Source organism: Anaeroglomus insulsum (genome assembly GCF_050689095.1).
GTDB lineage: Bacteria > Planctomycetota > Phycisphaerae > Sedimentisphaerales > Anaerohalosphaeraceae > Anaeroglomus > Anaeroglomus insulsum.
In genome coordinates this window covers 16,838-29,786 of record NZ_JBOGCL010000020.1, presented here as the reverse complement: position 1 = coordinate 29,786, position 12,949 = coordinate 16,838, and the positions used below count along the sequence as shown (strand labels likewise).

Genomic DNA, 12,949 nt, shown 5'->3' with positions numbered 1-12,949 from the left:
GAAAATCTGCTCAATTTTTTGAGACAGTGGGTGAGCTGGCAAGAATTCAAAATCTTTGTCAGAACGGGTGATTGTGGTGCTGCAGTTCCGAGTTCTACTTGCCATTTGCCCTTTATGAATTTTGCAAAAAACTTTGAAAAAATCAGGGATATGAGTATGATAAAGGCTAATATGAAGATATAGAGAGTTGGTGTCAATGGAAAGGTTACAATGATTCGCCAATGGTGGTCCAAAGTCGGGCAGCGCTGGAAAGCACGCAAAGGCCGGGTGACGACAACAGATGAGGATTTGCTGTTGCTCAATAATACCCCGAATGCCGTGGTGCCGCTGCGCGGGCCAAATGCTGCGGATCCTGCACTGGTTCGCAAAAAAGATAGTGCCGAGATTGTCGGCGAAGCGGTGAATAAGCTGGTGGATCGTCTTGAACAGATTAACGCCAGTATTTCTCTGCAAATTCAGCAAAACGAGTTGCTTGTCGATAAAATCAATCAAATTCCAGACCTACTGTCCGGCCTGCCGCAACAGGTCCAGGAACAGCGTCAGATTCTCCAGGACTTGACGACCGAATTAAAGACTAAAGCTGCTAATGACCAGAAATTACTGGAGTTGATGGCCGGAATGAGTGATCACGCCGCCGAGCAAACGGGCAAACTCGGTCAGATTCATGAACATCTGGAAGCAACGGCGAAAGTGGACCGTGAGATTTGTGATAATCTGGGTAAATTTAATGCTTCAATCGAGAAGCTGGATTCAGATACGGTCAGCCAGACTGAATGGATCCAGCAAATGAGCCGGTCTTTTTCCGCGACCGACCGATATTTGAAATATACCCTTGCCCGCCAGCAACGGCGGTTTATGTGGATTTTTGTGATTTCGATGGTGGTTAGCCTTGTGGCTATATCCGGTTTAGTGATTGGAATTGTCCTGTTGACTCGATAAGCTGCGTGATGCCGGATTCTCAGTCCAAACGGATTTTCATCAGTGCGCTGGAACCCAGTGCTGAACTGCACTGTGCCAATCTGATCAGCCAGTGCGGCCGGAAAATGGGGGAAGGAAAAACCTCGATAAAGTCTATCGAATGGGTTGGTTTTGGCGGGTCGAAGATGGAAGAGGCCGGCTGTGCTTTGCTGGAAAACACCGTCAGCAGGGCGGCAATGATTTATAAAGTCTTTAGTCAGCTGGGGTATTACCGGAGTCTGATTCACAAAGCCCGGCAGCTGCTGGAACAAAACAAACCTGATTTGGTTATTGTCTGCGATTCACCTGCGTTTAATTTTCACATAGCCAAAGCCGCCAGGAAGCTCAACATCCCTGTCTTGTTTTATGTGGCTCCGCAACTGTGGGCCTGGGCGCCGTGGAGGATTCATAAATTAAAGGCCTGCTGTGATAAGCTGGCCTGTATTTTGCCCTTTGAACAGGATTGGTTTCAGCGGCGTGGTGTGGATGCGACCTTTGTCGGCAATCCCTTATTTGATGAATTGACCGAGCCTCTTGAAGCGAATCTCAAAACCTATGACAGATTCACACCCCAGCAGGCAAAGATTGCATTGCTGCCGGGTTCCCGCAGGCATGAGATCGAGACCCTCTGGCCTGCGATGCAGCAGATTGCCCTTGAGATTCGCAAGGTCTATCCGAAGGCACATTTTTATACTGCAGCACCGGATATGTCCAAGATGGTCCTGCTGCACGAGCATCGGATGAACGGTTTTTCGTGTCTGGAGCAGATCGGCGGGCTGATAGATCTGTGCAAACAGGTGGATATGGCGATTGTTGCCAGTGGCAGTGCGACGCTTCAGGTTGCCGCCGCGGCATGTCCGATGATTGTGATGTATCAATCCAGCCGGCTGATGTGGCATCTGGTGGGGCGGTGGCTGATCCGTACGCCGGTGCTGTCGTTGCCGAATATCGTGGCGGGCCGAAGGCTGGTGCCGGAGTTTATGCCGTATTTTACCTCGATTGACCCGATTACCCATGTGGCGATGGATTATCTGGGCAGTGTCGAACGTTTAAAAAAAGCCAGTGCCGACCTGGTGGATCTATGCAAGCCTCTGGCCGGACGGAATACGGCTGCTGAGGTTGCCAATATTGTATTCCAGATGATATAACTCTGATTGTATACCAAAAAGAGGAGTAGAAAGTCTTTTGGGGAGCATAAATCGGGGTAGTTGCTATTTGTTTGCCCTCTCGGATACTGCCGCGGCAACCAACGGGAGCGGAAAAACCAGGCGTTTAGCGTTTATATCTGCCTAAGTGAAAGTCGGGGTGACTGGATTCGAACCAGCGGCCTCCTGGACCCAAACCAGGCGCTCTAGCCAAGCTGAGCTACACCCCGCAGTGCAAAGTTGGGTAAATAAATATATAATCCGTCTCCAGAAAAGGCAAGAAAAACCTCCTGCAGAATATTTTGGGCCTGAATTGCCCGGGCAAATGGCCTAAAACATTGACTTTACCCCCCGTTTCTCTTAGTATGGTCGAACTTTAGACGTATAAATGAATGGTGATTGCTAATCCGAATGGATAGAAATCCAGATGAAGAAAGGTTATCTATGTCTGAATCCAAAGTCAAACTGAGAACCAGACCCTGTGTGATGATTATCCGGGATGGATGGGGATGGAATCCCAATCCGGCTGAAGATAAATTCAATGCGATTAAAATGGCGAATGTGCCGACCGACACGATGCTGATGAATCATTATCCCAACTGTCTGATTCGAACCTATGGCGAAGATGTCGGGCTGCCGGAGGGGACGATGGGCAACAGTGAGGTCGGGCACCAGAATATTGGGGCAGGGCGGGTGGTCTATCAGGATTCGGTCCGGATTACCGTGGCGATTCGCGATGGCGAGTTTTTCCAGAATGAAACCCTGCTGGCCGCAATTCGCAGTGCCAAAGACAACGGCAGGAAACTGCATCTGTTCGGGCTGTGCAGTGATATCGGTGTGCATTCGCTGCTGGGGCATCTTTACGGCCTGCTGGAAATGTGCAAACGCAATGGTCTCAGGGAGGTGTATCTGCATGCCTTTACGGATGGGCGTGATTCCCCTCCGACCAGCGGTGCGGGTTATCTTGCGGATATTGAAAAGAAAATGGCTGAAATCGGTGTCGGCAAGATTGCGACTGTGATGGGACGATTTTATGCGATGGACCGGGATAAACGCTGGGAACGTGTTGAGGCGGCGTACCGATGTCTGACCGAAGGCACCGGCCATACCGCCAAGTCGGCTCTGTCGGTGATGCAGGAAAGCTATGCCAAAAACATTACCGACGAATTTATCGAGCCAACCTGTATTGTGAATGCCGCGGATGAACCGATTGCCCTGGTACAGGATGGAGATAGTGTTATCTTCTTTAATTTCCGCGGTGACCGTCCTCGCGAATTGACGCGGGCCTTTGTCGATACCGACTTCAGCGAATTTGCACGGCGTGTTCAGCCCAGGACGGCGCATTATGTCTGCATGACCGAATATGATTCGAAGATTCAAACGCCGGTGGCTTTTCCTCCGATTCGCCAGATGCCCAATATTGCAGGCGAATATTTCAGCAAGCTGGGACTGAAGCAATTCCGCTGTGCTGAGACGGAAAAATATGCCCATGTGACCTTTTTCTTCAATGGCGGGCGGGAAGAGCCGTTTGAAGGGGAACAACGCCAGATCGTTCCTTCGCCGCGGGTGAAAACCTATGATATGAAACCGGAAATGAGTGCCAACGAAGTCTGTGATGTGATTTGTGACAAGCTGGATACCAACCAGTTTGATGTCATCATCTGCAACTTTGCCAATCCGGATATGGTGGGACACACCGGTGTCCTGGAGGCTGCGATCACAGCGGCCCAGACGGTGGATCGGTGTGTCGGTCGAATTCTGGACAAGGTCAAGGCGATGGGCGGCAGCGCCGTCATTCTGGCCGATCACGGCAACTTTGAAAAGATGTGGGATTTTGAAAACAATATGCCTCACACGGCACATACCGTGGGGGATGTTCCGTTTATTGTGTTTGATGAGGGTTTTAAATCCAGAAAAATGGCCTCCGGCGGCAAGCTGGCCGATGTTGTGCCGACGTTTCTGGAGGTGATGGGATTGCCCAAACCGGCAGAGATGACCGGCAGGAGCCTTCTTCTGTAAAGGTCTTTGACAGGCAGGACAGTGTAACTATGGGCAGGATTGCCATTCTCGATGACAATATGATTAACATGATTGCGGCCGGAGAAGTCATCGAGCGGCCTGCCAGTATTGTCAAGGAACTGCTGGAAAACAGTCTCGATGCCGGGGCGACGCGGATTACCGTTCTGATCGAAGACGGGGGACGCAAACGGATTGCAGTGACCGACAACGGCTGCGGGATGGATGCTCAGGATTTGCAGTTGGCGCTGGAACCGCACGCAACCAGTAAAGTCCGCCAGGCTGAAGATTTGCATGCTATCCGAACGATGGGGTTTCGCGGGGAGGCGCTGGCCAGTATTGCCTCAGTGGCCCAGGTGACGCTCATCAGCCGTACCGCGGATTCCATCCAGGCCAATCTGCTTTATTGTGATTGCGGCCATCGGGAGCCGGTGCGTCCGGCCAGTGCTGATATGGGGACGACGGTGGATGTGCGGAATCTGTTTTATAAGCTGCCGGCCCGGCGCAAATTTCTGCGTACGGCCAATACCGAGATGACGCATATCATCGAGCATTTTACGCGCATTGCTCTGGCGCATTTATCGCTGGACTTGACTCTGATTCACAATGGCCGGCAGACCTATCACCTGCTTGGCGGACAAACGCTGACTGAGCGGGTGGGGATTCTGTTTGGCGGGGAACTGGCCGAGACACTGATGCCCCTTCGCAAACAGGAAAAGGGAATGGAGATTACCGGGCTGATCGGCAGGCCTGCTGCCGCACGCACCAGCAGCAGCTATCAATATGTTTTCCTGAATCGGCGATTTATCCGGGATAAATTTATTCAGCATGCCATTCGGCAGGCGTATCAGGGGCTTGTGGAACCCAATCGGTATCCGGCGGTATTTTTGTTTCTGGATATGCCGCCGGAACAATATGATGTCAACGTTCATCCGACCAAGGTCGAGGTGCGTTTTGAAAATTCCAATCTGGTGCATTCACAGGTCTTGGCGGCGCTGCGGGATAAACTGCTCAGTACCCATCTGGATGTTGGCGGAAAAATGCCGCCTTCGATGGAATTTGGCCCTTTGCCTGACAGCGGAACAGCACAGGAATTGGCCCGGCGTCAGCGCATTTTGGATGCCGTTGAGGATTTCTTCAAAAAGCCTGCAGGCTCGCAAAGGACTTTCGAGTTTAAATCATCGCGGCAGGAGCCGTTGTTTGGTGAGCCGTCACCCATTCCCTCCAAGGCAACTGCTTCCGAGACCATCCCGGCCTACCAGGATATCCAGCTGCCCATGGCCCCACAGAAATATCTGCAGGTGCAGAACAGTTACCTGCTCGTGGCGACTGAACAGGGATTTGAAGTGATCGACCAGCATGCATTGCATGAACGGATTTTATTTGAAAAGCTGTGCGAGAAAATCCGGCAGGGCAGGCTGGCCTCGCAGCGATTTCTGACGCCGGTAGTGATTCAGGTCACGCCGCAGCAGGAAGAATCGATGGAGCATAACACGGCATTATTCGAGAAGCTTGGCATCGAGCTTGGTCCGTTCGGGCCGGGGACGATTGCGATTCAGGCCTTTCCGATTCTGCTGGAAAAAGCAGAGCCGGGGGAATTTGTTCGGAATCTGTTGGATACGCTGGCATCGACTGCATTGACCGACCAGCCGGAAGATCTGCTCAAGGAGGTTCTGGAGCGGGCGGCTTGTATGGCGGCGGTCAAGGCCGGCCAGCCCCTCAGTGAAACCGAGGTGGTGCAACTGCTTGCGGATCGCCAGAAGTATCCGCAGGCCTGTCGGTGTCCACATGGTCGGCCGACGACACTGACGTTTAGCATCGCAGAGCTGGAAAAACAATTCAAGCGGACGGGGTTTTGATGACGGACCAAAAGATGCACCATTCCCGGCGAAATGATGCCCGACGGATCAATACCGTCACACTGGCAGTGATCCTGGCCGTCGATGCGGTAATCATTGCTCTTGCGGGATTTGGCGTGTACAGCTTGTGGGGATATCTGAGAGCTTGCCCTGTTGAGACTCCGCAGCAGACGCTACGGACAACCGGGGACACCTCGGAACGTATCGTGTCGCTGGCACCAAACCTGACAGAACTACTCTATGCGATGGGCCTGGACAAGGAAATGGCTGCTGTAACGTCTGACAGCAATTACCCAGAGCAGGCCCAATCCCTGCCCCATGTGGGCACCTTCTGGCAGCCGGATATGGAAGCCATTATCGCAGCGAGGCCTACCCTGGTTGTGGCACTGGGGTTTGATCAACAGGCAGGACTGGCCGGACGATTGCGTAAGATGGGATGTCGGACCTTGTCGCTGAATATCGAAACCTTTCCGGAATTGTACAGCGGAATTGAAACGCTGGGGCAATCCGTCAATCGCCCGCAGGAAGCCAGCCGCTTGATCCGACGCATTCAGGGAACCCAGGATAATCTCAAACGGCGGTTTGCCGGTCGTGCTGAACCGCGGGTGCTGTGGGTTATCCAGCGGGAACCGCTGCGGGTGGCCGGGGTGGATACGTTTATTGATGAGATGATTCGCACCTGTGGCGGTCGGAATGCCATCGGCAAAACCATACATCAGTATCCGCCAATCAGTCAGGAAACCCTGCTGGCCTCAGCGCCGGATATTATTATTGAGCCGTCCGATTCGCAGGCCGATTACGAACGGCTGTCTCGTACGATCTACGAATTTTACGGGCGATACCCGAGTCTGCCGGCGGTGCAGGATAAGCGCATTTATATCCTGGATGGCGATTTGGTCAGTCGGCTGGGGCCGCGTATTGAACAAGGCCTTAAAGAAGTTGCCAAGTGTCTTTGGCCGCAGGAGAAATTCAATTAAGAATGAAGACGCTGACTTCCAGAACTATGTGGGGGAGTATTCTGGTCGGCATCGTGGGATTGCTGGCGACGGCGGCGATTTGTTCTGTGTTTGGTTCGGAGAAGATCTTTTTTTCGCGTGTCTGGCAAGGGATGTTTGGACCGACCGGCAGTGGATTTAATCAGGATTATATCATTTACGTGCAGTTTCGTCTGCCGCGGATTTTCCTGGCCGGGATTGTCGGGGCGGCACTGGCCTGTGCAGGGACGGTCCTGCAGGCCATTTTACGCAATCCGCTGGCGGACCCCTATCTGCTGGGAGTATCCAGTGGAGCGGGACTGGGAACAATGTTGGCCGTGATTGGCGGTTTTGGGGTAACGATATGGGGGACCTCTGCAATTACGCTGATGTCGTTTATCTGTGCATTGGGGACGGTATGGATTGTCTGGCTTCTGGGGGGACGCGGCCAGAAAGGCGGTATGACGGGATTGCTTCTGGCTGGCGCGGTTGTGAATGCATTTTTGTCGGCGGTGATTATGTTTTTGAATTCCATTGCACAAGCCAGTCAGATTCAGACGACCCTCTTTTGGCTGATGGGCAATATTTCCGCGATGGACAATATGTTCCTGCTGTGGATCAGTGCCGGTCTTGTTGCGGCGGGGGTCATCACGTGTATGCGGTTTTCGGTTTGGTTGAATCTGATTAGTTTCAGCCCTGAAGAGGCAAGGCTGGCGGGGGTCAATGTCCGATGGCTGTATCAGGGATGTTTTGCGGTGTCTGCACTGATTACCGCGGTGGCAGTCAGTTTAAGCGGACTGGTGGGGTTTGTGGGATTGATTGTGCCGCATGGGGTGCGTCTTCTGATTGGGCCGGACCATCGTCTGCTGATACCCGTCAGTGCGCTGGCCGGAGCGGCATTTGTGATTGTTGCAGATACCGTCTCGCGGATGGTGGTATCGCCTGCGGTGATGCCGGTAGGAGTCGTTACGGCGCTGGCCGGTGGTCCATTCTTCTTGTATTTGCTGGTGCGTTTCGGCAGGAAGCTTCATCTGGGGGATTAAATGGCGATTATTGAAATCGACAACCTGTCGTTTCATTATAAGCAATTGCCTGTGCTGTCGAATGTAACGGTGGCGGTCGAGCAGGGGAGTTTTTGGAGTATCCTGGGGCCTAACGGTGCGGGTAAAAGCACGCTGATTCGGCTGTTGGCTGGATTACTGTCGCCTCAGAAAGGCTCAATCAGACTTTACGGCAAACAACTGAGTCAGTATAAAATTCGGGACCTGTCGCATCGCATTGCCATGGTATGTCAGGAATATATCCCGGCCTTTGGTTTCACGGTGCAGGAAACGGTTTCGATGGCGCGGGTCGGACGCGAGGGTTATGTCTTGTTTGAAGATGAAAACGATAAGGCCATGATACGTAAGGCGATGGAGCAGACCCAGATTACCCACCTGGCCCATCGTAAACTCAATGAACTAAGCGGCGGCGAACGCCAGCGAGTGTTCATCGCGCGGGCACTGGCCCAGGATACCCCGATTTTACTGCTCGATGAACCGACCAATCATCTGGATATAAAACATCAGGTTTATATATTTGACCTCCTGAAATCTTTGCAAAAGGATCAGAATAAGACTATTTTGGTCGTAACACATGATATAAATCTGTCTTGCCAATATTGTGATTGTGTTCTTTTACTGGGCGGAGCGGGGCGATACGAGGTTGGTAATCCGCTGCAAGTCATTGACAATGAGAGGCTTAAGTCATATTTTGGTGTCGAAGGTCATCGCGGAATTATCGGAACTACGCCGTTTTTTGTGCCGTGGGGGCGTTTTGTTGTCCGCTCTGACTCACAGCAATTACAATAAGTCTTTTTATTAAAAGAAGTTAAACTCGCTGTTTTTGGCTTGCTATTTTTTTGCAAGAAAGTATATTTTGGGCTTCTCAGATTGCCGACAATGGAAAAGATATACCTTTGTATTTTCAGTGCAGCAGGGCTTGATAATGCGTAAATGAGGTGGTAAAAATGAAAAAACCGGCAAAAAAAACAACGGCAAAAAAAGCAGTGCCCAAAACGGTTGCCAAAACGGCCAAAAACACAGCCAAACCTGCGGCCAAAAAGGAACGCAAAACGAGTACTGCCAAAAAGCCCAGCAATCACTCCAAATCCCCCATTACTAACACGGACAGTGCATCACCCAAAAATACCATCCTGGCATCCGTACCAAAGGCGGTGCAGGGATCCACAAAAACCTATCTCAGTCCGGAGAAACTGGAGTATTTTCGTCATATACTTCTGGAAAAACTGCACCAGTTGCGAGGGGATGTGGATTCTATTGAGACCGAAGCTCTCCGTAAAAACAGCGCAGATTCGTCCGGAAATTTGTCGACCATGCCGATTCATATGGCCGACCTCGGCTCGGATACCTTTGAGCAGGATTTTGCCCTGGGCTTGATGCGCGGGGAACGGAAGATTGTTACCGAGATACTTGCTGCGTTAAAACGCATTCAGGACTGCACTTACGGTATTTGCGAGGGCACAGGAAAACCGATACCCATACCTCGTCTGGAAGCTTGTCCCTGGGCTCGGTATTGTGTAGATTATGCGGCTAAACTGGAAAAAGGACAGGTCAGCCTCAAGGAAAATTCATATCGGAGCGAATCCAGGACGCGCGTAAAAGATCTGGACCAGGAAGAAGCCCAGGAATTTGAGGAGCTGGACGAAGACCAGGAGATCGAGCAAGAGGAAGAAGAGATCGAAGAGGGAGAATATGACCATCTGGAAGCCGATCCAGACCTGGAAGATTTGTACGAGATTGAAGAAGAACCAGACAACCCTCCTTCGAAATAGCAGCAGTTCGCATCTAATCAAATATGGCATTTGAATGTCCAATATGTAAAAAACCTGTCTGTCCACCACAGAATAGGCAACGGGGATGTTTTCCCTTTTGTTCTGAGCGGTGTCGGCTGATTGATTTAGGCAAATGGATAGATGGGGTATATCGTATTCCGGTCCAAACCGCCCCGGACACCCATCCTGCCCCATCGGAGTCGGCGGATGAGATGGAGTGAAGGGGCCTTTGCGATTCTGTTGCATTATTTTCATCCCCAATTTTTAACTTTTTTGCAGGCCTCCTCCGATAATAGGGAATATAGACAAATCGGGTTGACTTCTTTGGATTTTTCGCCATAATGTCTCAGTTATTTCTGCATCGAGGCTTACGGAAAAGCCGGTCGGAAAAGTCTATTTTGTATATGGAGATGTCTATGCGTCGTTCGTTAGTGGTTCGGCTGCTTTTGGCAGCGGCAGTGGCGTTGACTTTCGCAGGTTGTAAAAAACCAGTTAAGGTCGTCAAGCCCCAGTATGATAAGCCATTACCCCCTGGACAATATGCCCTTCGCAAAATTACCGATCCGGCAATGATTCCAGATATCACATTTGCCTGTTATGAAACAGTCGATTTACGACGCTCGATTGATAACAGTCTGCGTTATTTGAATAAAACCAGCAGTAAAAAATATTTCCCCTGCGGCGATATTACCCATGAACGGGCGGTAGCCAGTCTGCAGACGCTGGCGAAACTGCTGGATCAGGGTCTTGTCGGACGTCCTCTGGCAGCAGCCATCAAAGAACAATTTGAATTTTACCAGTCTGTCGGCTGTGACGATATGGGCACGGTGTTATTTACCGGTTACTATACCCCCATTTTTAACGGTTCGATGACCCCGACAGCGGTGTATCGGTATCCGCTTTACAAGCAGCCGCAGGACCTGGTCAAAGGAGAAGACGGAACCATACTCGGGCGAAAAATGCCGGACGGAACATTTACGCAATATCCGGCACGCCGGGAGCTGGAGGAGAGCGGCCAGCTCAAAGGGACAGAGCTGATTTATTTATCTGATCCCTTTGAGGTGTACATTGCCCATGTGCAGGGGTCTGCAAAAATCCGGCTGGCAGATGGGAGTCTGGTTACCGTTGGGTATACCGCCAGCAACGGCCATGAATACAAAAGCATCGGTCAGGAGTTAATTAATGACGGCGTCCTGCCTAAAGAGGGTCTTAGTCTGCAGCGAATGATAGAGTATTTCAAAGCGAATCCGAATATGGTCGATCATTATATCTATCGTAATCCCCGGTTTGTGTTTTTCCAGATGGATTCCGGGGATCCGCGCGGCAGTCTGAATGAGCCGGTTACACCTCTGCGGACGATTGCCACAGACAAATCCATTTATCCGCGAGGGTGTATTGCGGTGCTCAAGACCAATCTGCCAAGACCGGTCGGGATGGATATTTCCAAGCGTCCTTACACTGGATTTGCTCTGGATCAGGATACCGGCGGAGCTATTCGTGCGCCGGGACGCTGCGATGTGTATATGGGGTCTGGCGACGAGGCTGGCAAGATGGCCGGACAGGTATATGAAGAAGGCAAATTATATTATATTTTTGTGAAGCCGGAATTGATGGTCTCTGAAGCCGTGTCAGGGGTGGTTGAATCTTCGCCGCAGCCCCAGAATTCGGCTTATTAGGCGATCTGCATGATGAAATGAGATGGTATGGATTTTAAGATCAGGTTTCTCGGAGCGGTACAAAATGTTACCGGTTCCCGGCATCTACTGGAGTTCAATGGTTTCCGGGTGCTGGTGGACTGCGGATTGTATCAGGAACGTGAGTATCAATCTCGCAACTGGGACGATTTCGGATTTGTTCCGGCGGACCTGAATGCGGTGCTGCTGACCCACGCTCATCTGGACCATTGCGGCCTGATTCCCAAACTGGTCAAGGAAGGATTCAAAGGCAAGGTCTATTGCACTCCGGCAACGGCGGAAATCACCAAAATTGTGCTGATGGATTCGGGCAAGCTGCAGGAAGAAGATGCGGCCTTCAAACGCAAGCGTCACAAAAAAGAAGGACGTGAAAGCCCTCGCCCCATTGAGCCGCTGTACACCCTGGAAGAAGCAGAACAGAGTTTCAGTTGTATTGAGCCTGTTCCATTTGCCCAGGTTTTTTCACCTGTGGAAGGCATTGATGTCAGTTTTCATGAAGCCGGGCATATCCTGGGGGCGTCGATTATCAAGATTATTCTGCATCTCAACGGTCAGTCGAGGACGATACTGTTTACCGGAGACCTCGGACGCAACAATAAACCCATCATTCGTGATCCTGCTGTTTTTGACCATGCCGATTATGTCCTGATGGAATCGACCTATGGCGATCGAGAGCACGAAAACACAGAAAACACCAAAGACCAGCTTGCCCAGGCAGTCAATCAAACCTGGAAAGCGGGCGGAAATTTAATTGTGCCAAGTTTTTCGATTGAACGCAGCCAGGAGGTCCTGTATTTCCTCAATGAATTACTGCTGGAAGACCGCATTCCGCATATTATGACCTTTTTGGACAGTCCCATGGCCGTCAAAGTGACGGAGGTGTTCGAAAAACATCCAGAGCTGTATGATCGGCAGATGCGGTCGCTGATTCTCAAGAATGGTTCGCCATTCAGCTTTAAGGGGCTGATTAAAGTTCAGGCCACCGCTGAGTCCAAAGCCATCAACCATATCAAGGGAACGGTGATGATTATCGCCGGTTCGGGAATGTGCACAGGCGGGCGCATCAAACACCATCTGGTCAATAATATCACCCGTCCGGAATCCACGATTCTGTTTGTAGGTTATCAGGCCAACGGGACGCTTGGCCGGCAGATTCTGGACAGCAACGGCGGTGAGGTGCGTATTTTAGGTCAGACCTATCCGGTCAAAGCCCGGGTGGTCAAAGTGCATGGATTCAGTGCCCATGCGGATCGCAGGGAAATGCTGGACTGGCTTCGAAATCTCAAGCAGCTTCCGCGTAAGATTTTCCTTGTCCATGGCGAAAAAGAAGTTGCCGAAAACTTCCGGGAATACCTCAAGGACAATCTGGGGGCCGATGTTATGGTGCCGGAATATCAGCAGGAAGTGGCTTTAAATTAGTGCAATAAAGATATAGTTGAAAGGCCAAGCCGATGCAGTCTGTGGCAACCAG

General features: G+C 51.2%; 12 protein-coding genes and 1 tRNA gene. 12 read left to right on the top strand and 1 reads right to left on the bottom strand.

The features are described from left to right. The 3 genes from ACQ9LF_RS13235 to lpxB form a co-directional block, all read left to right on the top strand. A partial coding sequence (locus tag ACQ9LF_RS13235) for a hypothetical protein (RefSeq protein ID WP_462489892.1) occupies positions 1-183 on the top strand: 183 nt, incomplete at its 5' end. Between the two features lie 27 nt (positions 184-210). After that, a complete protein-coding gene (locus tag ACQ9LF_RS13230; protein ID WP_462489891.1) occupies positions 211-939 on the top strand; it encodes a hypothetical protein in 729 nt (242 codons plus the stop codon). Positions 940-947: 8 nt separating this feature from the next. Beyond that, a complete protein-coding gene (gene lpxB / locus ACQ9LF_RS13225) occupies positions 948-2,105 on the top strand; it encodes a lipid-A-disaccharide synthase (RefSeq protein WP_462489890.1) in 1,158 nt (385 codons plus the stop codon). A 152-nt stretch (positions 2,106-2,257) separates the two neighbouring features. Here the strand turns inward: lpxB and ACQ9LF_RS13220 are convergent. Continuing rightward, positions 2,258-2,332, bottom strand: a tRNA-Pro gene (locus tag ACQ9LF_RS13220). 214 nt (positions 2,333-2,546) lie between these two features. On the opposite strand from ACQ9LF_RS13220, the gene gpmI reads away from it, so the two are divergent. From gpmI to ACQ9LF_RS13175, 9 genes are all read left to right on the top strand, one after another. Beyond that, entirely contained in the window at positions 2,547-4,121 is a 1,575-nt protein-coding gene (gpmI, locus tag ACQ9LF_RS13215) for a 2,3-bisphosphoglycerate-independent phosphoglycerate mutase (protein WP_462489889.1), read from the top strand. A 29-nt stretch (positions 4,122-4,150) separates the two neighbouring features. Continuing rightward, on the top strand, positions 4,151-5,977 hold the full coding sequence (mutL, locus tag ACQ9LF_RS13210) for a DNA mismatch repair endonuclease MutL (protein ID WP_462489888.1): 1,827 nt from the start codon (positions 4,151-4,153) through the stop codon (positions 5,975-5,977). Then, on the top strand, positions 5,977-6,954 hold the full coding sequence (locus ACQ9LF_RS13205; protein WP_462489887.1) for an ABC transporter substrate-binding protein: 978 nt from the start codon (positions 5,977-5,979) through the stop codon (positions 6,952-6,954). Before mutL ends, ACQ9LF_RS13205 begins: the two co-directional genes overlap by 1 nt. 2 nt (positions 6,955-6,956) lie before the next feature. Next, complete coding sequence (locus tag ACQ9LF_RS13200) at positions 6,957-7,994, top strand: FecCD family ABC transporter permease (protein WP_462489886.1); 1,038 nt, start codon at positions 6,957-6,959, stop codon at positions 7,992-7,994. Continuing rightward, positions 7,995-8,801 carry an ABC transporter ATP-binding protein gene (locus ACQ9LF_RS13195; protein ID WP_462489885.1) on the top strand — a complete coding sequence of 269 codons (807 nt, stop codon included), beginning with the start codon at positions 7,995-7,997 and terminating at the stop codon, positions 8,799-8,801. It abuts the gene before it with no gap. A gap of 158 nt (positions 8,802-8,959) precedes the next feature. Then, positions 8,960-9,784, top strand: coding sequence for a TraR/DksA family transcriptional regulator (locus ACQ9LF_RS13190; RefSeq protein WP_462489884.1), 825 nt, complete (start codon positions 8,960-8,962; stop codon positions 9,782-9,784). A gap of 23 nt (positions 9,785-9,807) precedes the next feature. Continuing rightward, positions 9,808-10,005 (top strand): DNA gyrase inhibitor YacG, encoded by a 198-nt coding sequence (locus ACQ9LF_RS13185; protein ID WP_462489883.1) that lies wholly within the window; start codon positions 9,808-9,810, stop codon positions 10,003-10,005. Positions 10,006-10,200: 195 nt separating this feature from the next. After that, the gene (locus ACQ9LF_RS13180; protein ID WP_462489882.1) at positions 10,201-11,460 is read left to right on the top strand and encodes an MltA domain-containing protein; all 1,260 of its coding nucleotides are present in this window, start codon (positions 10,201-10,203) and stop codon (positions 11,458-11,460) included. A gap of 27 nt (positions 11,461-11,487) precedes the next feature. Continuing rightward, on the top strand, positions 11,488-12,897 hold the full coding sequence (locus ACQ9LF_RS13175; RefSeq protein WP_462489881.1) for an MBL fold metallo-hydrolase RNA specificity domain-containing protein: 1,410 nt from the start codon (positions 11,488-11,490) through the stop codon (positions 12,895-12,897). Positions 12,898-12,949: the final 52 nt, after the last annotated feature.

Excerpts from the sequence above, each read along its gene's own strand:
- ACQ9LF_RS13185 (WP_462489883.1), top strand. The coding sequence starts at position 9,808 with ATGGCATTTGAATGTCCAATATGTAAAAAACCTGTCTGTCCACCACAG.
- ACQ9LF_RS13230 (WP_462489891.1), top strand. The coding sequence starts at position 211 with ATGATTCGCCAATGGTGGTCCAAAGTCGGGCAGCGCTGGAAAGCACGC.
- ACQ9LF_RS13180 (WP_462489882.1), top strand. The coding sequence starts at position 10,201 with ATGCGTCGTTCGTTAGTGGTTCGGCTGCTTTTGGCAGCGGCAGTGGCG.
- ACQ9LF_RS13195 (WP_462489885.1), top strand. The coding sequence starts at position 7,995 with ATGGCGATTATTGAAATCGACAACCTGTCGTTTCATTATAAGCAATTG.
- ACQ9LF_RS13200 (WP_462489886.1), top strand. The coding sequence starts at position 6,957 with ATGAAGACGCTGACTTCCAGAACTATGTGGGGGAGTATTCTGGTCGGC.
- mutL (WP_462489888.1), top strand. The coding sequence starts at position 4,151 with ATGGGCAGGATTGCCATTCTCGATGACAATATGATTAACATGATTGCG.
- ACQ9LF_RS13205 (WP_462489887.1), top strand. The coding sequence starts at position 5,977 with ATGACGGACCAAAAGATGCACCATTCCCGGCGAAATGATGCCCGACGG.
- ACQ9LF_RS13175 (WP_462489881.1), top strand. The coding sequence starts at position 11,488 with ATGGATTTTAAGATCAGGTTTCTCGGAGCGGTACAAAATGTTACCGGT.
- ACQ9LF_RS13190 (WP_462489884.1), top strand. The coding sequence starts at position 8,960 with ATGAAAAAACCGGCAAAAAAAACAACGGCAAAAAAAGCAGTGCCCAAA.
- lpxB (WP_462489890.1), top strand. The coding sequence starts at position 948 with ATGCCGGATTCTCAGTCCAAACGGATTTTCATCAGTGCGCTGGAACCC.
- gpmI (WP_462489889.1), top strand. The coding sequence starts at position 2,547 with ATGTCTGAATCCAAAGTCAAACTGAGAACCAGACCCTGTGTGATGATT.